Below are 23,966 nucleotides of genomic sequence, written 5' to 3'. Positions count from 1 at the left end.
GCCCCAGCCCCTGCCCCTGCCCAAGGTTGTGGCAAAGTGCCGCCGGGATCCCTCCCAACCGCACTTCGCCACAACTCTCGGCGCCGGGCACGATGCTCTGGATGCGAACGCCGGGGCGCGGGGCCCCGGCGCGGGCCCGAGGCTCCGCCGCACATCTCGCCACCAGCCAGCCCCAGAGACGCCGCCAACCACACTGCAACCCCTGCCCCTTCGCACGCGCCCCTGCAGCCCCTGCCCCTGCCCAAGGTTGTGGCAAAGTGCCGTCGGGATCCCTCCCGACCGCACTTCGCCACAACTCTCGGCGCCGGACACAGCCCCGGACGCAAGCCGCACGTCGCCCGCACCGGTCCGCGCACAACTAGCGCAGGGCCGACACTGGCCCCACCGTCACCGTCCGTCACCGGCACCTCTTCACAAGGTTGTGGCGAACTGCCGTCGGAATCCCTCCCGACCGCACTTCGCCACAACTCTCAGTACGGGGCGCGAGCCTCTGGATGCGGATGCGGAAGCGGAAGCGGAAGCGGAAGCCGGGGCGCGGGGCCCCGGCGCGAGCCCGGATCTTCGCCGCAATTCTCGCCACCAGCCAGCCCCAAAGACGCCGCCCACGACACCGCTGCCCCTCCGCACGCGCCGCTGCAGCCCCTGCCCCTGCCCAAGGTTGTGGCGAAGTGCCGTCGGGATCCCTCCCAACCGCACTTCGCCACAACTCTCAGCGCCGGACGGAGGCGGGTGGCGCGGGCGCGGCTCAGCCAGCGACGACGTGCGGGGCGCTCGCCGCGGTGAACGCCTCCGCGTCCGGAAGCGACGGATCCCACAGCTTCGCGATGACACGCGCCCCGGAGACGAGCGCGCTGTCGGGCGAGCACAGCCAGACAGCCGGCGCCGCCATGACGTCGGGGGCCAGCAGGTTGCCATCCGCCCCCTTCCTGTCGGGGCCCGAGGGCAGCAGCTCCGTGTCGGCGGCGCCACCCGGCAGCAGCAGGTTGACGGTCACCCCGCTGCCGGCCAGGTCGGTGGCCCACGAGCGCGTCATCGCCTCGAGCGCCGCCTTCGACGGCCCGTACGGTGCGTAGCCGGGCCTGATCATGGTCTGCGCGCTCGTCGAGACGTTGACGATCCGCCCTTCCCGCTGCGCGAGGAAGAACGGCATCACGGCCTGCGACATGATGAACGGACCGTTGACGTTGGTGTCGATGATCTGCGACCACGTCGCGGCAGGCACATCCCAGAAGTGCACCGGGTCGGTCGTGAACGTTTCGCTGACGAGGCGCATGCCGCGTCCCGCGTTATTGACGAGGGCGTGCACACCCCCGAATCGCTGGACGGTGGCGTCGACGACCTCCTGCGCTCGCTTCGGGTCGCTCACGTCCGCGACCATCGGCAGCAGCAGTTCAGCACCGCCCGGCAGCTCGGCGACCTCCGCGACGACCTCGTCAAGGGCGGCAGATGCCCCGCTCGCGGTGATCGTGACGGCGTAGCCCGCCGCTCGCAGAGCAAGGGCCATGACGCGGCCGAGACCGCGGGACCCTCCAGTGACGATGGCGACTCTCGGAGAGGTGGTGTGTGCATCCATGCAGCTAGATTGCGTGCAATCATGACCCATTAGAGGCGATTAGCGGCACTTTTCACATGATTGCAACATGGATTGCATGCGATCTTCGCATCGGGCATCGATCATGGACACCATGCATCTCGACTCCTTCATCAACGGCCGCCGAGTGGCCTCGCCCGCGTCGCTCGCAGTGGTCAGCCCCATCGACGGGCACACCGTCGTCGGTTCCGTCGCGAACGCGAGCCCCGAGCAGGTGCGGGATGCGCTTGCCGCGGCCCGGACCACCGCTCCGCTCTGGGCGGCGGTCCCGGCAGCCGACCGCGCGCGACAGCTCTCGGACGCGATCGAGGACGCCGCGGCGAACCCCGACCACTCCGGGCACCTCATCGCGAGCGAGATGGGCAAGCCCGCACAGGACGCGCACGGCGAGTTCCAGTTCGCCCGGCGACTCGCGAAGTTCTGCGCCGAGCACCTCGACGCGGTCTGCGCCGAGCAGCTCACCGACGATGCCGAGGGAACCCTGCTGCGCGTCGTCGAACCCATGGGCGTCGTCGCCGCCATCACCCCGTGGAACGCGCCCGTCATCCTCGCCGCGCTCAAGGTCATCCCGGCGCTCATGACCGGCAACACCATGGTGCTCAAGCCCTCACCGCTCGCGCCCCTCGCCGTCACCGCGTTCTACTCCGCGATCGCCGCCAGACTGCCCGCCGGTGTCCTGAACCTCGTCAACGGCGAAGGCGAGACGGGAAGCGCACTCGTCGAGAGCCCCGACGTCGACCTCATCTCCTTCACGGGCGGCCCCGCCGCGGCCCGAGCCATCGGAGCAGCCGCCGCCCGCACCATCCGCCCCACCGTCATGGAGCTCGGCGGCAACGACGCGGCGATCCTCCTCGACGACGCCGACTGGGGCCCGGAGCTCGCCGAGCGGGTCGTGTTCGGTGCCATGCTGACGAGCGGGCAGGTGTGCATGGCCATCAAGCGCGTCTACGTTCCCCGCGAGCGCCACGACGCCTTCGTCGCCGACCTCGTGGCCGCCGCCGAGCGAGTCCTGCGGGTCGGAGACCCGAGGGTCGAGGGCGTGACGATCGGCCCCGTCATCAGCGGCGACGCGCGCGCACGCCTCGAAGCCCTCCGCGAGCGGTCAGCGGATGCGGGCGGGACCGTCACCGAGATCGGCACGCTCGACGAGTCCATCACCCCCGGCGGCCATTGGGTTCGGCCCGCGATCGTCACGGGCCTGCGCGACACGGACGAGCTCGTCCGCGAGGAGCAGTTCGGGCCGCTCCTCCCGATCCTCGCCTACGACACCGTCGACGAGGCCATCGAGCGAGCGAACGGGGTCGAGCACGGGCTTGCCTCGTCGGTGTGGAGCGTCGACATTCCGCGAGCGCAGGCCGTCGCGCGCCGACTCAGAGCGGGGTTCACGTTCATCAACTGCGCCAACCGTGCCGGAGTATCCCTCCGAGCCCCGATGGGTGGGCGCGGGGTCAGCGGCCACGGGCGAGAGTTCGGGGAGCTCGGCCTCTCCGAGTACGTGCAGAGCCACAGCATCAACTATCCGGCGACGGCACGGGTCGGAGCGGTGATGGCCGCGAACCGGTACCCGGGATCCTGAACGGCACGGGCCCGCGGGGAACGGCGCGTACTCCTCGAGCGCGGCGCCGCCCTGCCGAGCACGATGCGGGTTCGCCCAGCACAGCGCGAATCTGCCGAGCACGATGCGGGTTCGCCGAGCACAGCGAGGAGGAGCCCCCGAAGCGTGCCGCCCAGTCGGTGCCGCTCAGCGCGTACCGGTCCCGCGCATCCAGTCGTCGCCGTTGCCGCTGAGCGACTCCTGCACTGCGGCTTCCGCGTCGCTGAGCGCACGCTCGGCGGCGTCGAGCTCGAGCTTCGTCGCGCGCTCCGCTTCGAGGCGCTCACGGTCGGCGGCCTGCCGCTCTGCGCGCTCCGAGAGCGACAAGGACAGGGAGTCGGGCAGCTGCAGGTCCTCACTGCGGAGGGCCGCGAGCCGCGACCTCAACTCTCGCGTGCGGAGGTATGCCTCGCGGACGCGAAGCATGCGCTCCGACTGCTGGCCTGCTTCGTTCGCGCTCGCATTCACAGCACCGAGCCTAGAGCGTCCCGCGAGGTCACACCGCCAGCGACGTCGCCCTGGCGGGTGCAGGCTCCTGGCAGATGCGCATCCCGGTCGGCGAGTTGGCGGAGGCGATGATGGCGCGCACCCAGTCGTCGTTGATCGCGGGGAGGCGTCCGCCGATGAAACGGAACCGAAGGTCGGTCGTTGGGCTTATCCAGAGCGTCTCCCGACCGCTGCCCTGATTCGCGGGGCGCGACATGGAGAAGGCGACGCTGTGGCCCGCCCGGAGCATGCTGAGGAGTGCGACTTTGAGATGCAGGAGCGGGCGGTCGTCGATCTCCAGCTCGTGCCCTTGACTGCCGTAGTACATGAATCCCATGGGGTCACCTCTGGGTTGTGAGAAACCAAGGCGACGGATCCGTCTCGACCGCTCGGTGTGCGCCCCGAACAAGCGAAGGAGGGGCAGGGAGTACCGATTGTTCTTTGAGTGTTGCACGCGAGCGGCGCATTGCCTATGTGATCACCTGATCTCACAGCCCGCCGTTATCGGATGGGGCACGGCCTGTCAATGCGGTTGCCCGGGGATCGCATCGGGAGTTGGGTGAGGGCCCACCCATTCCCGCATCAGCTCGTTCACCAAGAGGAGCCCATGGACTATCTCGTGCACATCAACGGCCGCGACTTCGTCGTCGGCGAGAACGCGATCGAGGGTCTGCGCTCGAGTCTGCTCGGCGCTGCCAGCGCCGGTGGCGGCTTCGTCGAGCTTCCCCACCCGACGGCGGCGGGCACGGCAGCGCTTGTGCTGCCCGAGTCGGCGGTGTGGATCGAGCCCGTCCCCGGGGAGGTCGTGGCTGACGAGGCCGGCTTCGTGCCGGACATCGCCTTCGTCGACGTGGAGGCGGCGCAGCGATAGCGGACGCATGCCGCGCTCCTCGTGGCCCGCACCTCGTACCGTGGGTGCATGAGCATCACAGGAGAGCCCAGGGTCGCCCTCGTCACCGGCGTCGGCCGCCGCCGCTCCATCGGAGCCGCGCTGGCGATCGGTCTGGCTCGAGATGGCTGGCACCTCGCGCTCAACCACTGGCAGGCCTACGATGACCGGCTCGGTCTCGAGCGGTCCGGTGACGACCCGCGGTCAGTGGCGCAGGAATGCCGCGAGCTCGGCGCATCCGTGGAACTCGTCGAGGGCGACCTGAGCGACCCGGCGGTTCCGGCCATGCTCATCGGCAGGGCGCAGAGCCTCGGCACAATCTCGGGGCTCGTCATGTCGCACGCCGAATCCGTCGACAGCTCCATCCTCACGACGAGCCTCGACAGCTGGGACCGCCACTTCGCCGTCAACGCGCGAGCGACATGGCTGCTCATCAAGGCGTTCGCCGAGCAGCTGCCCGCGACCGGACCAACGGGCGATGCTCGCGCGAGCATCGTCGCCCTCACGAGCGACCACACCGTCGGGAACCTGCCGTACGGCGCCAGTAAGGGCGCGCTCGATCGCATCGTCACGGCGGCAGCCGCGGAGCTCGCCGACAGGGGCGTTCGCGCGAACGTCATCAACCCCGGCCCGATCGACACGGGGTGGATGGACGACGCGACCCGCGCCGGGTGCCGGGAGGCGACGCCCGCCGGTCGCCTCGGGACGGCGGAGGACACCGCGAACCTCGTGCGGTTCCTGCTCTCACCGCAGGGAGCCTGGATCAACGGGCAGGTACTGTCCAGCAACGGCGGGTTCACGGTCGGATAGGTGCGGGCGGCTCGATCCGGTAGACATGACGCATGACTGCCGACCAGCGACGCCGACCGGTTCGCTTCTGGACGCTCCTGACCGTCATCATCCTGCTCGGAGTGGGGCTGGCGACGTGGCTGTTCCTCCCGGTCGCGCTGGAGGAGCACTGCGCCCAGCTCGTCGGCGCGCCGGAGACCTGCCTCGACCTGCGGCACTCGCCCGCCGGAATCCCCACCGCCTTCTCGCTCTGGTTCAACGCGCTCGGTGCGACTATCGGGGTGCCCATCATCGTCATCGTCGTCCTGCGCTTCATTCGAGCGCAGCGTGCGACGCCACCGCAACCCGGCTCAGCGATCGCACCCGAGGGGCGGGCCTCGTGACGCCACCTTTCCTGCGCCCACCCTCCACGTCCCGGATCTGGCTGTGGACGGCCGTGACCGCGATCCTCATCTCGCTCGCACTGGCACCCGTGTACACGTCGACGACCTGCCTCGACGCCCTCGACCCGGCGCACACCTCCTGCGAGGTCTCGCAGCTCGGCTTCGCGGGCAACCAGACCAACGGATGGCTGTGGCTCGCCGCCGTGATCGCGACCATCGCCGTCGGGTGGATTCTCGCGCGACGCCGCAGATCTCAGCCACGTCGCTGAAGCAACGCCCGTGCCCCCAGATCTGCCCCCAGACCGGTCGCGCCCTCCCCTGCTAGCTTGAGCGCGTGGCCCCGCAGATCCCCCCGCAGCTCGCCGACCGGCACGCGCGTCACCTGCGCCGCCCTGCCACGGACACCACGCCCGAGTTCGACCTGGCCTACGCGCGAGGTGGACCGCGGGGGTCGACCCCGGTCGTCGTGATCCCGGGCGGGCCCGGCCTCGGCTCGCTGCTCCCATACCTCGGCTTCCGGAGGCGCGCCGCGCAGGGCGGCCTCGACGTCATCATGGTCGAGCACCGAGGCATCGGCTTCTCCCGCACCGACCTGGGCGGGCGCGACCTGCCGAGCTCCGCGATGAACATCATCGAGGTGATCGACGACATCGCGGCCGTGCTCGATCGGGAGGGCATCGCGCGGGCGCACATCGTCGGCGCCTCCTACGGCACATACCTCGCGTCAGCGTTCGGTGCCAGGCACCCGGACCGCGTCGCCGGCATGCTGCTCGACTCCGCCCTGCAGTCCGCCGAGTCCCTGAACCTGGAGCGGCACACGGTGCGCGAACTGTTCTGGCACGCCGACACCGCAGCCGCAGAGGCGACGCACGCGCTCATCGACAAGGGCGTCGACTCGCGCATCCTGCTCGACGTGGCCCGCGCCGCCTACGAGCTGGGCGGCGACGAGCTCCTGGTCCCCGTGCTCCGGCAGCGCGCGAACCACGCGCACACCGCAGCCTGGAGCGCCCTGCAGCAGTACGCGACCCGCGACCGCTCCATCGCCCGCTTCCCCGGCATCTACGAGTTCGACCTGTCCGGCGTCATCGGCTTCCGGGAGCTCGGCTACGGCGGCCACCCCGACGGGCTGCCCCTCGACCCCGCGCTCACCTACTCGGAGATCGCCGACCTCTTCCCCGCCTTCGCGGGCGAACCCTTCGACCTCGCCGAGGAGACGCCGAAGTTCCCGTGGCCGCTCGTGCTGCTCGTCGGCACGCGCGACCTGCGCACCCCGCCGCCCATCGCACGGGCGGTCGCCGCCACGGCTCAGGATGCGGTGCTCGTGCACATCGAGAACGGCCACTCGGCCCTCGAGTCCCACCCGCTGGTCCTGCTCAACGCCATCCGAGCACTCGTCCGCGGGCGCGAGCACTCGCTGCCCGCAGCATCCGCCGCGCTCGACCGACTCCCGCGCCGGGGGCTCGCCGCGCGCATCCCGGAGCTGCTCGGCGCCGCGACCCTCATCGAGAGCACCGTGAGGCCCTAGGACCCTGGGTTCCTAGGCCCTGACAGGCGCTGGTGCGCGGGGCCGGGCTCGACCCCGCGCAGGCAGCAGCTACTCGCTGATGATCGCGTCGACCTCGACCTCGAGCAGGAGGTCCTTCGCGACAAGGCCAGCGGTGCCGATGAACGCGCACGCCGGGCGGATCTCGCCGAAGACCTCGCCGTGCACGGCACCGACGGACTCGAAGTCGCGCTCGATATCGACGAGGAACACTCGAGTGCGCACGACGTCCGCCAGGCTGGCGCCGGCCTGCTCGAGCGCGGCGCCGATGCGCTCGAAGATCTCCCTCGCCTGCTCCTCAGCGTCGACACCCGGCGCCGTCGTGCCCGCCACGAAGACGTGGCTGCCGACCTTCACGGCCCGTGAGTAGCCGACCGTCGCCTCGTAGGGCGAACCGGAGGAGATGTTCGTGCGTTCGGTCATGAGAGGGCTCCTTCGTGAGGCAGGCGCTGAGTCCTGGCAGGGAATGTCAGCTCAGAGCATGCCACGACGGCGGAGACCTCGGAGGCCGTCGCGTCAGACGCCGACACGGTCCCGGTCGCCGTCGGCGCCGTGGCCCCCGGCGTGTGGCTCGGCGCCGCCCGACTCGAGCGCCTCGCGGGAAGCCGGCGCCTCGATCCGCGCCTGCTCCCCCGACTCGGCCTGCTCCCCCGACTCGGGGGACACCGTCGACGTCTCGCCGTCCGTCGACGCCTCCTCGCCCTTCACGACGTCGAGCATGCCCGTCGTCGCGTCCGTGTACCACTCGGTGAGCGCCGGGTCCTCGGAATCCAGCCAGGCGCCAGCCCCATGCTCCGCCTCGACGACGCTCGCCCCGAACACGAAGTCGTCCCCGTGCTCGGCGATACCGGCGCGCACACCCTCGTCGATCGCCTCCCTCGCGTAGCGGCGGCGCATCATGTACGGGTCCATGCGCAGGTCCTTCGCCCACGCCCACATGATGCCCATGACGACGAACGCGAACGGCAGCGCCGTGACGACCATGATCGCCTGCAGCCCGGAGAGCGCATCCCGTCCGCCGGCGAGCAGCAGCGACGCCGCGATGAGGCCGAGCATGAGGCCCCAGAAGATCGTGACCCAACGCGACGGGACCGGCTTGCCCTGCTGGCTCATCGACCCCATCACCATCGACGCCGAATCGGCCGACGTGACGAAGAAGATCACGATGGAGACGAGCGCGACGAGACTCGTGATGAGTCCGAACGGCAGCTCCTGCAAGAGCGCGAACAGCATGAGCTCCGGGGCGCCAGCCTCGCTGATCGGCACCCCCTGCGACTCCATCCACATGCTCGTGCCACCCACGACGCCGAACCACAGCATGCAGATGATCGACGGCACCACGATGACGACCGTCACGTACTGGCGGAGGGTGCGGCCGCGGGAGATCTTCGCGATGAACAGCCCCACGAACGGCGTCCACGACACCCACCAGGCCCAGTAGTAGGTCGTCCAGGCCTGCATGAACGCCTCGGTGTCCCCGTCCATCTCCGTGTTGCGCATGAGCATCGTGCCGAGCTCACCGAAGAACGCGACACCGGAGGCCGGGATGAGGTTCAGGAGCAGCAGCGTGGGTCCGGCGATGAAGATGAACACTCCGAGGAGGCCCGCGACCACCATGTTCACGTGCGACAGCATGCGGATGCCCCGCTTGACGCCCGAGACGGCCGACAGGATAAAGAGGGCCGTAAGCACCGCGATCGTCGCGATGAGGAAGCCGTTGCCGAGCTCGCCGATGCCGGTGACGACCTGCACGCCCGACGCGATCTGCAGCGCCCCGATGCCCAGCGAGACGGCCGTGCCGAAGAGGGTCACGAGGATCGCGAACACGTCGATGATGGGCCCGAACCAGCCCTGCGTGCGCTGCGAGAACACCGACTCGAACAGCGCAGAGATGAGCGGCGCGCGGCCACGGCGGTAGGAGGCGTACGCGATAGCCCCGCCGACGAGCGCGTAGTACGCCCACGCCATGGGCCCCCAGTGCAGCACCGTCTGCGCGAGCGCCGTGTGCATCGCATCCACGGTGCCCGACTCCGCGTCGAAGCCGTGCGGTGGTGCGAGGAAGTAGGTGAGCGGCTCCATGGGTCCGTAGAAGAGGAGGCCGATGCCGATGCCCGCCGAGAAGAGCATCGCGATCCACGACACCATCGAGAACTCGGGCTTCTCGTCGTCCGCGCCGAGCCTCACCCCGCCCGTTCGCCCGTAGCCGACGACGAGCATGAAGACGGCGACGGCGATCGTGAGCACCGAGAACAGCCAGCCGAAGCTGCCCGTCACCCAGTCGAGCGAGGCCGTGCCGACCGCCGAGAGGCTGTCGGGTGAGACGAGCGCCCAGGCGATGACCGCGATGACGCCAGCACCGGCGATGCCGAACACCGACCAGTTCGTGCGGAACGAGCGGCCGGTCTGCTCGACGCCGATGCCGGGAACGAGGGCCGGATGCACCGGATCCGGGTCGATCACCTCCCGGATGATGCGTGTCACCGGCTTGCGCTGCGGTCCGATCAAGGAGGGTGGTGTGTCCTGTGAGCTCATGGCGTTGGGATCATCCGTTTCTCTTGGGGGAAGGCAAACGGGGTGCAACGTTACCCGAACGGGGCGTCGGACCCACTTCCGCGAGGGGCCAGCGCAGCCGGAAGCGGCCCCGTTCGCCGAGGAATCTCGGAGACTGCTCGGACACACTTGGAGGCTGGTGCGCATCCGCCATCGCCCCCGAACGCGAAGGAATCTCCATGTCGCTCAACATCGCCGACCTCAAGATCACCAGCCCCGACTTCGAGGCTGGCACTCGCCTCGCCGACCAGTTCGCGGCCGATGGAGGCAATGCCGCCCCGCGCCTCGAGATCACCGGAGTGCCCGCGGAAGCCGTCGAGCTCGCCCTCATCGTCCACGACCCGGATGCACCGCTCCCCCTCGGCTTCACCCACTGGGTCGTCTACGGGCTCCCCGCCCAGGACGGCGTGATCGACGCGGGCGCCGACCATGCACGCGTCGCCGAGAACACCGCAGGGAAGGCCGAGTACATGGGGCCGAAGCCGCCAGCTGGCCACGGCGACCACCACTACTTCTTCACCGTCTACGCGCTCGACCACCACGTCGAGGGAACCCCCTCACGAGAGGAGTTCCTCGACGGCTACGCGCACGCCATCCTCGAGCAGAACCGAGTCGTGGGCCTCTACTCGAACTAGGGCACGGTCACGCGATCGGAGGGCGGGGCACATCGCTTCGCCCTCCAGTGCTTGGGCGCGGGCAGAGCATGTCGTCGCTACCAGTGAACTCGAGTGCCCACGAAGAGCGTGATGTACTCAGCGCCGACCGAGTACTGAGCCGTGTACTCGCTCGATGACAGGATGACGTCCGGCAGCCCGGGCCGAGAACGGCTCTCAGAGCCCTCGGCCGTCCAGCCTTCCGCAGCCAAAGCGGTCATCCAAGCCTGCACCTGCATCTGGCCAGCGACGGGGACTCGCATCGTCCACGAGCTGGTGGAAGTCCCGACGCTGGAGTCGCTCGATTCGCCGAGCTCCTCCCGGAGGATGCAGTCCTCGAACTGCACATCGCTCGGGAACGGGAAGCCAACCCAGGTCTCGGACGGTGTTGTCCGTGTCGCCGTGACGGTACCGGGGCTCGTCTCCTCTTGGAGCATGAGTCGGTACCCGCCGGGCTCGAGAGGCTCCCAGCTCACGATCTTCGTCGCGTCGGCCGCGCTCGGGGCGTTCTGCATGCGCCCCTCTTCCGCGAACTCCCCATCCGCGTCCCAGATCGGCCCGTCACCGCCATTCGACTGCGCGTCCCCGGCTACGGCGAACTCAGCGAGGACGCTTTCGAGGTAGTCGGCAACGGTCTCGTCGGTGGCCGTGGGACTCCACGCGAGCACGTGCAGAAGCCGTCCATCGCAGGCGAACGCATTCTCGGCCCGGTCGAAGCGCAGGCCGTCTGGTACGGGAAGCGTCATCCCCGATGGCCAGTCGAACCCTGCCACGAAGCCGCCGAGTGACGAGGCCTCGGGCGTCGGCGGGGCTGACGGCAGTCCGCTCGCTCCCGTGGGCGTCGCCGATGTCGATGCTGCAGCCTCCGGTGCGGGTTCCTCCGCGACCGCACAGGCGGAGATGCCGATCACGAGGAGCAGGGCGACGGCCAGGGCGGCGCGGCGGGAGGCATGGCGGGACATGTCTCAGAAGCTACCGACGCGCCCCCGAGTGTCGGTCCGATTCGCCGTTCAGAACTGTGCGAAAACGGGGCTCGAGGGCGGCCGTCGCGTCACTGAGGGGGCGGTGCCACCGGACTCCAGCGGGTGTGAGCGCCCTCAGAGCTTGGTGACGAGGGGAAGATGCTCGCCAGAGAGACCGAACCGGCCGCGGAGGACCGCGAAGATACCGAGGGCAACACACCCCGTGAGCAGCTTGTCCATGACCGAGGTGACGATGTTCGCCGAGAAGACCGCCGCCATGAAGGGAACGCTCATGGCTTCCAGCGAGAGCACGGACACCTTCGACGCGTGCCCACCCTCTGCGTCGAAGAGCGTCGCGACGACCGGGGCGGCGACGAGCGCGCAGGCAAGAGCCGCGATGAGGTTGAGGGCAAGGAAGCGGACCAGCCCGGAGCCCATCCCGAATCGGCGAACCCCGTAGCCCCAGACGAGCGCCCCCACGATGTTCACCGGGAGGAACGAGAGCGTCTCAGGATCTCCGACCACGAACCCGAGCGAGCTGGAGGCAACCGCGACGATGACGCCGTGCCACGGTCCGAGGGCCAGGGCCGCCACGGCGGTGCCCACCATGTCGAGGTACGCGGAGAGCCTGAAGACGTTGGCGGTGAAGAGGCCGAGCAGGTTGATCCCCACGCACACCAGGAGCAGCAGCACGACGGCCCACGTGGCCGGTGTGGAGCTCCCGACAGGGGCCATCGGCTCCCCAGCAGCTGGCGCAGGTCGCGCAGCGGGCGTGACTTCCCTCGACTGCTCCCGAAGGGCTTGGTCCTGTGCTATCCGTCGCGCGTCACGGCATCGCCGCACCCACAAATCCGCCTCACGCTCGTCTGCGCCGAGCGCGGTCACGATGTCTCGGAGCAGCTCGGTGTCCAGCCTCGTTCGACCCGCCCGGAAAGCGTTGTATACCGTCGATCGCGCAGGGATCGCCGCCGCCGCATGCACGCCTCTGCCCAACCGGAGGTCGGTGATTCGACGCACGAGCTCGGCATAGGAGACCGCCCCGGAGGCTTCCCGCAGCTCGCGAAGATCGAACGCGATCCTGTCGAAGGAATCGGGACCGAGCGAAGTCGGAGAGTTCGGCACCACCGCTCCTTCGTCTCCCCAGAGCTCAGCCCGCGCATTCAGGAGGAAGGGCTCTCTCACGTATCTCGCCGGTGCAAACCTACACGGAAGCCCGTTCGACTGTTCAGCCTTGTGCGAAAACGCCAGACCACGGCAGAACCGGTGAAGACGGCTCCTACCGTGAGAGGGAACGACACGCGCCGTCGCGCCTGTCTGCACCTCATCGGAAGGCGGAGGATCTCTTGGGCAAGCGCAATCGAATGGACACGGCGAAGGCGTTCGTGCTGGGGATGAGCGGGCTGCTCGTGCTCACCGGATGCGCGAGCACGAGCACGCCTGGCGGTCCGAGCTCCGCGCCGTCCGAGACCACGCAGGACCCGCCGGCGACATCGATGCCGATCGCCACTCCGGCGCCCATCAGTCTCCCGACCTGTGACGACATGAACGCGACTGCCCTGCAGCAGTACCTCGACTACGGCCCCGAGGTCTTCAGCGTGCCGGCCGGTGAAACCGACCGCACGACCTTCGACGAACTCGCCGGCACGAATGCGCAGGCGGCGATGGACGCGGCGGCGCAGACGCGGGGCTGCCAGTGGCCCGTGCACATGGAGGGCATGGTGACGCAGTACGTCTCAGAACTCGACGCCGCCCAGCAGGGTCCCCTCATCGACGCGCTCCGCGACGACCCGGACGCAACGGAGGCGTCCGTCGGCGACGCGGCCACGTTCACGTACGTCATCCAGGCGCCAAGCCTCGCGATGGCGAACACGCAGGCCACCCACATCTTCCTCGGGGACACCTGGACGGTGATCTTCGACCGCGCGGGCCAGCGAGACTACGTGCAGGCCGCCATCGACGGGCTCCTCCGAGCAAACCCGGCGCTCGCCGACAGCGCCCCGGAAGACGGCGATGCCGAAGCGTCCGATACCGGTCAGTGCTCGGGACTGACGGGCAGCGCGGCTCTCGCCAAATGGGCGCCGGAGGCCGAAGGAAGCATGCCGTGGGACCTCACGGGGCAGTTCAGTGACACGAGTGGCTACGACGACTGCGCGGATCTCTCCTGGGTGCAGTTGCGGCCGGAGTCCTGCTGCACGCGGTTCTCGGTGACGCCACTGCTGCTCTTCCACGACGGCGTGTTCGTGCCTCCGACGACCGGTGACTACGCGGTCGAGTCCGTGCAGCGCATCTCCGACGGCGAGATCTCCGTGACCTACATGTGGCAGGGCGAGGACATCGCCGGGCCAGCGAAGACGGCAACCTCCGTGTATGCCTGGGACGAGGCGAGCGCGTCGATCACGCGGACCGGCGAGCTCCCGCCCATGTGACCGACCGGCCCTGCTCAGCTTCAGCCGCCCCGCCTAGAGTTGGTGCGGTGACCCACCCCCACGATGACACCCAGGGAGTCAGAGGCGAGCTCGCCCAGGACACCACCATCGACAATCGCGCCCCGAGGCCACCCCGGTCGAAGGCTGGACGCGCCGTCGAGCAGAGCGTTCGGGTCGTCGGCGACAAGGTCGGCCCCAACAGCGCACTCATCCTGCTGCTCGTGATCGGACTCGCGATCGTGGTCGGGCTCAGCGCCCTCGCGGCCGAGATCTACGAGAACGTGACCGACAGCGACGGCGTTGCCGGCCTCGACCAGCCCCTCCTCGACTACGCCATCACCCTGCGAGCGCCGCTCGCCGACATGCTCATCACGGCGTACACCGACATCGCCGGGCAGATCGGCATGCCCATCATCGCCGTCGCCGCGCTCCTCATCCTCTCCATCCGGCGCCGCTCCTGGACACCCGTGATCCTCATCGTCGCCGCGGGCGGCGGGTCGCTGCTCATGACGGTCGCGGGGAAGAACCTCATCGGCCGGGTCCGCCCGGACCAGGCGGAAGCCGTGCCGCCGTACGAGCACTCGGCGTCGTTCCCCAGCGGGCACACCCTCAACGCGGTGGCAGTCGTCGGGGTCATCGCGTACCTGCTCATCCTGCGCAGACAGACCAAGCGCGCACGGGTGCTGATCGCGCTCGGCGCCGTGGTCTTCGCGATCACGGTCGGGATCTCGCGGGTGTACCTCGGGCACCACTGGTTCACGGATGTGCTCGCCGGCTGGGTGCTCGGCGCGGCCTGGCTCGCGTTCGTGATCTTCGCGCACCGCGTGTACCTGTCGATCCGCGAGCATCGTCACGAGCGGCGCGCGGCGCTCGACCCGGCGAACGATCCACAGTGACGACGTCTCCGCAACCCCTTCGCACGGGTGTCCCAGCATGACGGAGGCTCCACTCAAGCCCCGTGCCTAGGGTCGGGACATGGTTCATTTCAAGAAGCGAGTGTCCACTGTCATCGCCGGTGCCGTCGTCGCGGGCGGCCTCATGTTCGGCGGGGCGACCGCCGCGCAGGCAGCCACCGCCAACATGAGCGTCGGGCCGTTCTCGACGGTGAGCGAGTGCGAGGCGGCCAAGGTCACGTACATCTCCTCCTGGACGAAGATCAGCCAGGGATGCACGTACTACCCGCAGCAGGGTGGCTTCACCGACAACGGGTACTACTTCCACTACCGCGCGATCGCCTGAGCTGCGACTCCAGCAGATCTCGAACGACTCCGCCCCGCATCCATGATGGATGCGGGGCGGAGGCTCGCTCGGCGGGGTTCAGCTGTGCTCAGCCGAGCTCAGCGGGGTTGAGCAGGGTTCAAACGGTGCTCAAACGCGCTGCTCGTGCACGGCCTCGAGCGCGACGAGATCCTCGGGGAGCATCCCGTCGATCGGCTCCCCGTTCCAGACGATGTCATCGCCGAGCGCGGCGAGCAGCTCCTTGCGCTCACCGTGGGTGAGCTGCGCACCGTGCACGATCGTCGCGGGGCTCCACAGCATCGCGAGCTCGTCGTGCCAGCCCGCACCGATGTCGCGCACGTGCAGCAGGTCGTGGAGCGACTTCGGGAGGTGCTTGATGGGCTCGGCGAACGCATCCGCCAGCACCGCCAGCTTCACCTGACGTTCGACGCCAGGCGCCACGACGAACGGCTCGGAGTTCGTGCCCTGGAAGGCGGCCGAGACCTCGTCGGCTTCGAGCAGGATGACACCGCTGGTGGGGCGCGGGTTGCATTCGATCGCGAAGAGCCCGCCATCGTTGTCGACGAAGTCGAACGACAGCTGGCCCGTGTAGTTCGGGTCGAGGGTGTCGACGAGCCGCTGCGTGTAGTCGAGCGTCTCCGTGCTGTCGATCGCGAGGAACGAGATGCCCGTGCTGTGCGCCCACTGCTCGGGTGCGCGGTACGTGCAGTGCGCCGTGACACGGCCGTCGACGACGATGCTGTACGTGCAGATCATGGGGCCGTCCACGAAGGGCTGCACGAGCCACGGCTGGTCGGGCGTCGGCGCGGCCTCGTCGACCGACATCTTGCCCGCGAGCGGACCCGTGTTGGTGAGGAGCCCGACGCCGCCACGCGAGAACGCGGCGCGAGCGAAGAACTTCGGGTACGTGTCGATGGCCGCGAGCAGTTCCTCGTGGCTCGTCGCGACGATCGTCTCGGGCACCGGCACGCCTGCTTCCTGCGCGAGCCGCTTGAAGCTGGCCTTGTCGTGCAGGCGCGCGAGCTGCTCGAATCCGCCCGTGAACACGCTCGTGCCGTCCGGGAGCTCGTGGCCGCGGGCTGCGAGGTAGAAGGCTTCCTCGAACGTCGGGATGACGACGTCGATGTGCTGCTCTGCCGCGATCTTCGCGACGTCGGCGATGAACTCGTCCGTCTTGGCGCGCGGCGAGTTCGTCACGAAATGCCCCGCGAGGTACCTCGAATGGCTGCCGATGGCCCCCTCGTACGTGTCGCTCGCGAACACCGTGTGGCCCGTGCTGCCGAGCTTGCGGATGATGTCGAGCGCAAACGTGTTCCGGGAACTGGTGACAAGTACTCGCACGGTAGATCCTCTCGAAGGGGGAGATCGGGGTCACGCCAGCCTAGTGAAGTGCTCCTCGCCGCCTCGCCCCGGGGATTCGCGGGCAAACTCCCCGTCGAACTCCCCGTTTCGGCATTGCGGGCCGACGTGCCGGTCGCCACTCCCGGCGATGTCGGTGGCCGGTGCTGTACTGGGCGGATGGAGATTCAGGGGTGGGTTGCGCTGAGCTTTGTGCTCGGGGCGACGGTTGCAGTCATCATCGCGCTCGTGGTCCGGATGCGCGCGAACAGGCGCTGGCGGGCGACGCTCGACGAGCGGCAGAACGCCGCCGAGGCCGAGCGGCAGGCGCTCACCGCCGAGGCCGAGCGCGCCCACGCGGAGCTCCGGCAGCAGAAGCAGGAGCTGCAGGAAGATGCTGAGGCGCGCCTTGAGCGCCTCGCACTCCAGCACGAGGCCGCGTTCCAAGACCGGCGGATGCTCGTCGACTTCCTCAAGGAACGCGCCAGGCGTTCGATCGAGACAGAACTCGTGTCCCGGGAGGCGATCCTGCGGGCCAGCGAGACACTCGGGCTGAACGGCGTGCTCGCGACCCGCACGTTCATCCTCGTCCAGGAGGGCATGAGCACCAACCGCCATGTCATCCAGCTCGACCACGTGCTGCTCACCGACGCGGGCGCCCTCCTCATCGACCACAGGACCTGGGACGGCGTCATCTTCGACGGGGTCCGGCCCAGCGAGGCGCAGCCGGCCTTCGGCAACCTCGTCGACGATGTGGCGCTGCGTCCGCCGTTCGCCCTGCAGATCACGAGCGGCGCCGCCACCACCCCAGACAGCACCGCCCCGCACGGCGGCGCCGCGGAGAGCTCCCTCCGGGTGCTGACGCACCTCGGGCAGTCAGCACCGCGCAGCCAGGCGCTCGCCCATGCGACGCACCTCGCGGGTCTGAGCGAACAGACCCTCGGCGAGTCCATCGCCGTCGACACCTGCGTCTTCTACTCGAACGCCACCGCGACCGTCTACACCGATGCCGCGACGCTCACGCCATCAGCCGACCGAACGGCCGTCGTCGCCGACGAGGCGCAGTTCCTGGACCTCCTCACGCGGCGCGAACGCGCCAGACGCCGCCCGCTCGAGGTCGAGCAGATCGAGCGGCTCACGGCGTTCCTCCACGAGCAGGGCGCAAAGATCGACGCATTCGGCGACTACGCGCGCCTGATACCCGCGGCCGAGCCGCTGGACGAGGCGGACGCGGATGCGCACGCAGGTGCGGGCGCAGGCGCAGATACGGGAGCGGGTGCGAGTGCCGATGCGGGCGCCGAGGCATTGGTGCCGGCCGGCAGCGTCTCGGGATAGCGTCCGGGCGGCGCTGCTGGGCGGCGCTGGGCTGGGCTGGGCTGGGCTGCGCTTGCCGGCTGGGCTCTACCGCGTGGCTGAAGAGCTGCAGCGCGTGGCCGAAGACATACAGCGCGTGCCGAGGAGATACACGAAAGGCCCCGCTCAGCGGGGCCTTTTCGTCATGTTCACATCTGTGGTGTTCACATTTGCTGGGGTACCTGGACTCGAACCAAGAACAAAGGTACCAGAAACCTCCGTGTTGCCAATTACACCATACCCCACTGGCACCGAAGCGCCTCAGAGAGCATAGCGCACTCCCGGAGGCTGGACAAATCAGCGCGTCGAACGACCGGGTCGCGCCCGTCGCGCCCTCGACTCAGAGGCCCAGCAGGTCCCGGTCGACCGCCATGCCGGTCTGTGCCCCGTTGCCCGCGGCGACGATGAGCATCTGCGGCCCCGGGCCCGTCAGCTCGCCAGTCGCGTAGATGCCGGGCACGCTCGTGCGGCCCTGGGCATCCGCCGCCACGAGGCCGAAGCCGTCGAACTCGATGCCGAGCTCGCTCGCGAAGTCGAGCTTCGCGACGTAATCGGGCCGCACGAACACGGCCTCGGCCGTCACGACGTCGCCGTCGGCGAGCGCAACGCCCGTCACGCCACCCGGTCCGCCCTCGACGTCGACGACGTCACGCGTCTCGACGACCACGCCGCGTTCGACGAGATCGAACTCCTGCAGCTCGGCGAGCTGCCCCTCGGCCGCGAAGACCGTGAGCGCTCCGGTGAAGCGTGTGAGCTGCACCGCCCGCTCGTACAGGTCGGTGACGCCGGGTGCCGCGATGACCGAGACTCGGCGGTCGCGCTGCGTCCATCCGTCGCACTCGACGCAGCTGTGGATGCTCGTGCCGTAGAACGCGCGCAGCATGGGCAGGGCGGGCAGCACCTCGGTGAGGCCCGTCGCGAAGACGACCGAACGTGCGAACACGGCTCGTGCGGGCGTGCCGCGCACGCCCTTCGCCTCGACCGCGAAGCGGTACGGAACCCGCACGCCGTCGCGGCGACGCGACGCGATCTCACGTGGGTCGGCGGTCATCGGCTGACCCCCAGCGCCCGCCACCCCACCGGCGACGAAGCCGAACGAGCCCTCGAATGCCGGCCCCTGCGACACCTCCGCGCCGACGACCTCCTCCTCGGTGAGCGCCCGGACGCGCGTGACCTGGGCGAACTGGATCTCGGCATCCTCGTAGGCCTCCACGTCTTCGCGGCCGAGCCTGCGCAGCTCGTTCGGAGGAGTGTGGTCGCGGGTCAGGAACCCGTGGGCTTCCAGCGTCGCCGAGTGGCGGGGCCGGTTGCCGTCGAGCACCAGGGTCGAGTAGCGGTGCCGCGCGAGGATCAGCGCGGCCTGCAGCCCGGCAGGGCCACCCCCGATGACGACGACGTCATAGTGCGTGCCCAGCGCCTCGGTCATGCGGTCCTCCCGGAGTCTCGCGCCCACCAGCTCAGGACAGCGGGCATCCTCTTAGGTTAGCCTCACCCGTCGCGACGTGCGAGGGCGGCGCGAGTCGCCGAGCATCCCCGCGAGCCCCGCGAGCGTGCCAACTCCCCCGCGAGCGAGCCCACTCCCCCACAAACGAGTCTCGGGATGGGGAGCGCGCTTCCGGATGGGAAAGAACCCATCCGGAAGCGCGCTCCCCATCCCGAGACGAAGCGCGGAGGCGAGCCGAGCTGCCGAACCGAGCGGCGGCGCCGCGGAGCGGACGCGGCGCGGCTACGCGGCGAGGCGCGAGACGAGCGAGCGCATGCGAGCGAGCGACTGCTCGCGGCCCAGCAGCTCCAGCGACTCGAAGAGCGGCGGGGAGACCTTGCGGCCGGAGACGGCCACGCGGATCGGGCCGAACGCGACGCGCGGCTTGAGGCCGAGCCCCTCGATGAGGGCTCCACGGAGGGCGGCCTCGATGTTCTCGGTGGTCCATGCCTCTGGCGCCTCGAGCGCGTCGAGGGCAGCGATGGAGGCGTCGAGCACACCCGTCACGTCACCCTTGAGGGAGCCGACGGCCGTGTCCTCGACCACGAGATCAGCGGCATCGACGAAGAGGAACCCGAGCATCTCGGGAGCCTCGCCGAGGAGCTGCATGCGCTCCTGGACGTGCGGCGCCGCACGCCCGAGGAGCGCGAGCTGCGCATCCGTCGGCTCGAGCGGGAGCACGCCGCCGAGCTGCAGCGGCGCGACGAGGCGCTGCGCGAAGTCGTCGGCACCCAGGAGCCGCATGTGCTCGCCGTTGATGGCCTCGGCCTTGGTGAGGTCGAAGCGCGCGGGGTTCGGGTTGACGTCCTCGACGTCGAACGCGACGACCATCTCGTCCATCGTGAACACGTCGCGGTCCGCGGCGATCGACCAGCCGAGCAGGGACAGGTAGTTGAGGAGCCCCTCCGGCAGGAATCCGCGGTCGCGGTGGTGGAAGAGGTTCGACTCGGGGTCGCGCTTGGAGAGCTTCTTGTTGCCCTCGCCCATGACGTACGGCAGGTGCCCGAAGCGCGGGATGAACTCGGCGACTCCCACGTCGATGAGCGCGTGGTAGAGCGCGATCTGGCGGGGCGTCGAGGAGAGCAGGTCCTCGCCGCGGAGCACGTGCGTGATGCCCATGAGGGCGTCGTCGACGGGGTTCACGAGCGTGTAGAGCGGCTTGCCGTTGGGTCGCACGAGCACGAAGTCGGGGAACGACCCGGCCTTGAAGGTGATCTCGCCGCGCACGAGGTCGTCGAACGAGAGGTCGGTGTCCGGCACTCGAAGGCGCAGCGCCGGCTCGCGGCCCTCAGCCTTGAGGCGCGCGATCTCGTCGGCCGACAGGTCGCGCTCGTAGTTGTCGTACCCCATCTTCGGGTCGCGACCGGCGGTCACGTTGCGCGCCTCGATCTCCTCACCCGTCGCGAACGACTCGTACAGGTGGCCGGCGTCGCGGAGCTTCTGGATGACGTCGAGGTAGATGTCGGTGCGCTGCGACTGACGGTACGGCTCGTGCGGCCCGCCGACGTTCACGCCCTCGTCCCAGCCGAGCCCGAGCCAGCCGAGCCCGTCGATGATCTGCTGGTAGCTCTCCTCGGAGTCGCGCTCAGCATCCGTGTCCTCGATGCGGAACACGAACGTGCCCCCGGTGTGCTTCGCGTAGGCCCAGTTGAAGAGGGCGGTGCGGATGAGCCCGACGTGCGGGGTCCCCGTCGGCGAAGGGCAGAAGCGGACACGGACATCGCTGCCCGTAGCGGTGGTCACAAGCGAAGAAGAGGATGCAGTCATGAGACCCCCAGCCTACCGGGGCGGCGCGGGTCACCGAGTGGGCGCGGCTCGACTCAGACGAGCACCTTCCGCCAGGCGCCCTCGCTGACGAAGGGTCGGAAGCCGAGCGCCTCGTTGACGTTCAGCATCGGGCGGTTCTCCTCGGCGTTGTACGTGTAGACCCGCTCGACGTCGGGGTGCATCGCCCTCCAGGCGAGCAGGTTCTCCGCCTTCACGAGCATCCCGAGCCGGTTGCCGCGATGCTCGCGCAGCACGAGCGTGTCCTCCTGGTCGGCTCGCCTCGTGCCGTCGTCCATCCGCTGCAGCTCGCTGAAGGCCACGAGCTCCCCGGTCGGAACGTGCTGGATTGCCCCCACGAGCACGCTGTCGCCGCGGGCGATCGCCGTCGCCTCGAGCTCCTCGCGAACGCGCCTCGCGTCCCACTCCTGCTCGTCTTCGGCGAGGTCACCCTGCGGGGCGTCCGTGCTCATGCGCGCCTTCAGCGCCGCGTAGCCGTCGATGAACTCGTCCGGCGTCGGGTACGACCACGACACGCAGCGATACTCGGCGCCCGCGGCCTCCCTGGCACCGTCGCGCAGCGCGCGCAGGGCGTCGTCGTGCTCGGCGCCCAGCTCGAGCACGCTCATGCGCTCGACCTGACCGAGCTCGAACCCTCGTCGCAGCAGCATCTGCGCGGCAGGGTCCAGTGCCGGGATGTCCCCGACACCGCTCGGCGACGGGATGCGCGGCCCAGCCACCTCTCGGTGCACCACCCACGTGCGGATCTCCGAGCGACCCGCGTCTCGCACCGCCAGCTCCCCGACCTCGTACGCGGCTGCCCCGAAGCCGCGGCCCCGCGCATCCGGGTGGATCTCGAGCATCATCTTCGCCATCTCGACGTCTTCGGTGAGCGGGAAGTCGAAGAGCACACGCCCCACGAGCCGACCGTGCTCGCGGATGAGGCGGCCGTCCCGACGCTCGTACTCGCTCGGCTCGTACCCCGGCAGCAGCACCTCCGCGGGCAGCACGAAGTCGTCGTTGCGGTACGTATTCCTCGTGACGGCGTTGCGCAGGGCCGTCATCTCGTGGAACGCCACTGCCGCGACATCGTCGAGCGAAGACGGGATGCGCAGGGGCTCCGCGCTGAAGCCAGCCGGGGCGGCGGAGTCGGGAACGGTGGTGTCGGGCGACATCGAAGTGCTTCCTGTTGGTGCGATGAAGCTGCGGCGTCGCAGCCGACCAGGGTATCGACCGCGACGCCGCCGCCTCAAGCACCCGGCGTGGCGGCGGATGCGCGCGGCGGGTGCGGCAGGTGAGCGTGCGCTACGCCTCGGCCAGGAACTCCCGCAGCTGCTCGACGACAAACGCATGGTCCTCGACCTGCGGCAGCCCCGAGATGCCGACCGCGCCGACGACACCGACCCCGTCGATGCGAACGGGGAACACGCCGCCGTTCGCGGCGACCTCGTCGGGGTCGAGTCGCGACTCCTGCTCGTAGACGCGCCCCAGCGAGCGGAACAGCGCACCGACGCCGAGCGATGACTGCTCGAAGTGCAGCACCGCGCGTGTCTTCCGCTCGAGCCACGCGTCGTTGTCCGGCACAGCGCCGTCGAGTGCGGCGTGGAAGACCCGCTGCTGTCCGACGACGATGCCGATGACCACGGGCAGCGAACGAGCCGCCGCCGCCTCGCGCATCCGGGAGCCGAGCCGCCACGCATCATCGCGCGAGAACCTGGTGAAGACGAGCTCGGCTTCTTCGGCGCGGATGCGCGCGAGATCCGCGAGGGCGTCGGCGGCGGCGACGGCCGCGGTGTCGCCCGCCTGCTCCTGCACCCGCTCCTGCGCTGGCGCGTCAGGCATCCGACGACGCCGTCCAGATGTTGATGCCGCCGTCGACGGCGTAGGTGTCGATCTCTGCGAGCTCGGCGTCGGTCAACGGCGCCGCGTCGAGGCACCTGACGAGGTCGTCGAGCTGCGAGGTGCGGGACGCCCCGATGAGGGCGGACGTGATCCGCTCGTCGCGCAGCACCCAGGCGATCGCGAGCTGCGCGAGCGTCTGCCCGCGACGCTCCGCGATCGCGTTGAGGGCGCGCACCCGCTCGAGGTTCTCGTCGCTGAGCATCCCGTCGCGCAGCGTCTTGCCCTGCGTCGCCCGCGACCCCTCCGGCACTCCCCCGAGGTACTTGTTCGTCAGCAGCCCCTGGGCGAGGCCGGAGAACGCGATGACGCCAGCCCCGGCCGTCGCGTTGGCTTCGAGCACCGACGGCTCGCCGTCCTCGATCCAGCGGTTCAGGAGGGAGTACGACGGCTGCGAGATGAGCAGTGGCGTGCCGAGCTCGCGCAGGAGGCTGGCGACCTCCTCGGTGCGCTCCGCGGAGTAGGAGGAGACGCCGACGTAGCGGGCCTTCCCGCTGCGCACGATCGCATCGAGCGCGGCCGCCGTCTCCTCGAGGGGCGTCTCGGGGTCGAAGCGGTGGCTGTAGAAGATGTCGACGTAGTCGGTGCCGAGCAGGCGAAGGCTGTTCTCGACGCTCCCGAGCAGGTGCTTGCGGCCGCCGCCCGAGCCGTTCGGGCCTGGGAACACGGGGTATCCGGCCTTCGTCGACAGCACGAGCTCGTCGCGCAGGCCAGCGAAGTCCTCGCGCAGGATCCGGCCGACGTTCGCCTCGGTCGAGCCGAAGGGCGGGCCGTAGCCGTTCGCGATGTCGAAGTGCATGATGCCGAGGTCGAACGCGTGCCGCAGCAGCTCCCGCTGCTTCGCGAGGGGGGTGTCGTCGCCGAAGCCGTGCCAGGTGCCGAACGAGATCGCGGGCAGCTGCAGTCCGCTGCGACCGACACGGCGATACTGCATCCGCTCGTAGCGGCCGGCTGCTGGGCTGTAGCGGGGGGTGAGCTGGGCGGTCATGGGAGCCCTTTCTGTCAGAGGAGGTTGTGGATGCGC

At 69.7% G+C, this 23,966-nt stretch carries 24 protein-coding genes and 1 tRNA gene; 11 read left to right on the top strand and 14 right to left on the bottom strand.

The features are described 5' to 3' along the window. Nucleotides 1-745 precede the first annotated feature (745 nt). Nucleotides 746-1,573, bottom strand: a complete 828-nt coding sequence (locus tag C5E06_RS04515) for an SDR family NAD(P)-dependent oxidoreductase (RefSeq protein ID WP_104306123.1) — start codon at nt 1,571-1,573, stop codon at nt 746-748. A gap of 76 nt (nt 1,574-1,649) precedes the next feature. On the opposite strand from C5E06_RS04515, the gene C5E06_RS04510 reads away from it, so the two are divergent. After that, a complete protein-coding gene (locus C5E06_RS04510) occupies nt 1,650-3,167 on the top strand; it encodes an aldehyde dehydrogenase (protein ID WP_181062892.1) in 1,518 nt (505 codons plus the stop codon). Between the two features lie 165 nt (nt 3,168-3,332). On the opposite strand, the gene C5E06_RS04505 is transcribed toward C5E06_RS04510, so the two are convergent. Both C5E06_RS04505 and C5E06_RS04500 read right to left on the bottom strand, forming a co-directional pair. Beyond that, a complete protein-coding gene (locus C5E06_RS04505) occupies nt 3,333-3,653 on the bottom strand; it encodes a hypothetical protein (RefSeq protein WP_104306121.1) in 321 nt (106 codons plus the stop codon). A gap of 28 nt (nt 3,654-3,681) precedes the next feature. After that, nucleotides 3,682-4,008 (bottom strand): ATP-dependent DNA ligase, encoded by a 327-nt coding sequence (locus C5E06_RS04500; protein ID WP_104240491.1) that lies wholly within the window; start codon nt 4,006-4,008, stop codon nt 3,682-3,684. Nucleotides 4,009-4,278: 270 nt separating this feature from the next. Here C5E06_RS04500 and C5E06_RS04495 point away from each other — a divergent pair, with 270 nt between their 5' ends. The 5 genes from C5E06_RS04495 (at nt 4,279) to C5E06_RS04475 (ending at nt 7,257) form a co-directional block, all read left to right on the top strand. Beyond that, nucleotides 4,279-4,542, top strand: a complete 264-nt coding sequence (locus C5E06_RS04495; protein WP_104240490.1) for a hypothetical protein — start codon at nt 4,279-4,281, stop codon at nt 4,540-4,542. A 48-nt stretch (nt 4,543-4,590) separates the two neighbouring features. Continuing rightward, nucleotides 4,591-5,370: an SDR family oxidoreductase gene (locus C5E06_RS04490; protein ID WP_104306120.1), complete on the top strand. Its 780-nt coding sequence runs from the start codon at nt 4,591-4,593 to the stop codon at nt 5,368-5,370. Nucleotides 5,371-5,402: 32 nt separating this feature from the next. Continuing rightward, nucleotides 5,403-5,732: a hypothetical protein gene (locus C5E06_RS04485; RefSeq protein WP_104306119.1), complete on the top strand. Its 330-nt coding sequence runs from the start codon at nt 5,403-5,405 to the stop codon at nt 5,730-5,732. Next, complete coding sequence (locus C5E06_RS04480; protein WP_146080486.1) at nt 5,729-6,001, top strand: hypothetical protein; 273 nt, start codon at nt 5,729-5,731, stop codon at nt 5,999-6,001. Before C5E06_RS04485 ends, C5E06_RS04480 begins: the two co-directional genes overlap by 4 nt. A 65-nt stretch (nt 6,002-6,066) precedes the next feature. Further along, nucleotides 6,067-7,257: an alpha/beta fold hydrolase gene (locus C5E06_RS04475; protein ID WP_258067490.1), complete on the top strand. Its 1,191-nt coding sequence runs from the start codon at nt 6,067-6,069 to the stop codon at nt 7,255-7,257. A gap of 69 nt (nt 7,258-7,326) precedes the next feature. On the opposite strand, the gene C5E06_RS04470 is transcribed toward C5E06_RS04475, so the two are convergent. Then, a complete protein-coding gene (locus C5E06_RS04470; RefSeq protein ID WP_104240486.1) occupies nt 7,327-7,698 on the bottom strand; it encodes a RidA family protein in 372 nt (123 codons plus the stop codon). Nucleotides 7,699-7,791: 93 nt separating this feature from the next. Further along, entirely contained in the window at nt 7,792-9,807 is a 2,016-nt protein-coding gene (locus C5E06_RS04465; protein WP_104306118.1) for a BCCT family transporter, read from the bottom strand. Between the two features lie 197 nt (nt 9,808-10,004). On the opposite strand from C5E06_RS04465, the gene C5E06_RS04460 reads away from it, so the two are divergent. Further along, a complete protein-coding gene (locus C5E06_RS04460; RefSeq protein ID WP_104240484.1) occupies nt 10,005-10,460 on the top strand; it encodes a YbhB/YbcL family Raf kinase inhibitor-like protein in 456 nt (151 codons plus the stop codon). Nucleotides 10,461-10,537: 77 nt separating this feature from the next. Here C5E06_RS04460 and C5E06_RS04455 read toward each other — a convergent pair whose 3' ends face one another. Together C5E06_RS04455 and C5E06_RS18915 are read right to left on the bottom strand one after the other, a co-directional pair. Then, nucleotides 10,538-11,440: a hypothetical protein gene (locus C5E06_RS04455; protein WP_104306117.1), complete on the bottom strand. Its 903-nt coding sequence runs from the start codon at nt 11,438-11,440 to the stop codon at nt 10,538-10,540. Nucleotides 11,441-11,575: 135 nt separating this feature from the next. After that, the gene (locus tag C5E06_RS18915) at nt 11,576-12,175 is read right to left on the bottom strand and encodes a hypothetical protein (RefSeq protein ID WP_146081303.1); all 600 of its coding nucleotides are present in this window, start codon (nt 12,173-12,175) and stop codon (nt 11,576-11,578) included. Nucleotides 12,176-12,783: 608 nt separating this feature from the next. Here C5E06_RS18915 and C5E06_RS04445 point away from each other — a divergent pair. The 3 genes from C5E06_RS04445 (at nt 12,784) to C5E06_RS04435 (ending at nt 15,105) form a co-directional block, all read left to right on the top strand. Beyond that, entirely contained in the window at nt 12,784-13,866 is a 1,083-nt protein-coding gene (locus C5E06_RS04445; RefSeq protein ID WP_146081302.1) for an LppP/LprE family lipoprotein, read from the top strand. Nucleotides 13,867-13,913: 47 nt separating this feature from the next. Beyond that, complete coding sequence (locus tag C5E06_RS04440) at nt 13,914-14,762, top strand: phosphatase PAP2 family protein (protein WP_104306114.1); 849 nt, start codon at nt 13,914-13,916, stop codon at nt 14,760-14,762. Between the two features lie 79 nt (nt 14,763-14,841). Next, entirely contained in the window at nt 14,842-15,105 is a 264-nt protein-coding gene (locus C5E06_RS04435) for a hypothetical protein (RefSeq protein ID WP_104298365.1), read from the top strand. Nucleotides 15,106-15,234: 129 nt separating this feature from the next. Here C5E06_RS04435 and C5E06_RS04430 read toward each other — a convergent pair whose 3' ends face one another. Then, a complete protein-coding gene (locus C5E06_RS04430) occupies nt 15,235-16,446 on the bottom strand; it encodes a carbamoyl-phosphate synthase large subunit (RefSeq protein ID WP_104306113.1) in 1,212 nt (403 codons plus the stop codon). A gap of 177 nt (nt 16,447-16,623) precedes the next feature. On the opposite strand from C5E06_RS04430, the gene C5E06_RS04425 reads away from it, so the two are divergent. Beyond that, nucleotides 16,624-17,778 (top strand): hypothetical protein, encoded by a 1,155-nt coding sequence (locus C5E06_RS04425; RefSeq protein WP_146081301.1) that lies wholly within the window; start codon nt 16,624-16,626, stop codon nt 17,776-17,778. 191 nt (nt 17,779-17,969) lie between these two features. Here C5E06_RS04425 and C5E06_RS04420 read toward each other — a convergent pair. The 6 genes from C5E06_RS04420 to C5E06_RS04395 all read right to left on the bottom strand — a co-directional run bounded on the left by C5E06_RS04420 (nt 17,970) and on the right by C5E06_RS04395 (nt 23,930). Continuing rightward, nucleotides 17,970-18,041: transfer RNA gene (locus C5E06_RS04420), tRNA-Gln, on the bottom strand. A 95-nt stretch (nt 18,042-18,136) separates the two neighbouring features. Further along, nucleotides 18,137-19,222 carry an NAD(P)/FAD-dependent oxidoreductase gene (locus C5E06_RS04415; protein WP_104306111.1) on the bottom strand — a complete coding sequence of 362 codons (1,086 nt, stop codon included), beginning with the start codon at nt 19,220-19,222 and terminating at the stop codon, nt 18,137-18,139. 300 nt (nt 19,223-19,522) lie between these two features. Then, a complete protein-coding gene (gene gltX / locus C5E06_RS04410; protein ID WP_104306110.1) occupies nt 19,523-21,046 on the bottom strand; it encodes a glutamate--tRNA ligase in 1,524 nt (507 codons plus the stop codon). Between the two features lie 53 nt (nt 21,047-21,099). Continuing rightward, on the bottom strand, nt 21,100-22,218 hold the full coding sequence (locus C5E06_RS04405) for a GNAT family N-acetyltransferase (RefSeq protein ID WP_104306109.1): 1,119 nt from the start codon (nt 22,216-22,218) through the stop codon (nt 21,100-21,102). A 130-nt stretch (nt 22,219-22,348) separates the two neighbouring features. Then, nucleotides 22,349-22,885, bottom strand: a complete 537-nt coding sequence (locus C5E06_RS04400) for a heme-degrading domain-containing protein (RefSeq protein WP_104306108.1) — start codon at nt 22,883-22,885, stop codon at nt 22,349-22,351. Next, nucleotides 22,878-23,930 carry an aldo/keto reductase gene (locus C5E06_RS04395; protein ID WP_104306107.1) on the bottom strand — a complete coding sequence of 351 codons (1,053 nt, stop codon included), beginning with the start codon at nt 23,928-23,930 and terminating at the stop codon, nt 22,878-22,880. Before C5E06_RS04395 ends, C5E06_RS04400 begins: the two co-directional genes overlap by 8 nt. Nucleotides 23,931-23,966 lie beyond the last annotated feature (36 nt).

The sequence above is a fragment of the Pseudoclavibacter sp. RFBI5 genome (genome assembly GCF_002931395.1).
GTDB lineage: Bacteria > Actinomycetota > Actinomycetes > Actinomycetales > Microbacteriaceae > Pseudoclavibacter.
Note: the sequence above shows the minus strand (reverse complement) of the source record. Positions and strands in the feature narration are given on the sequence as shown.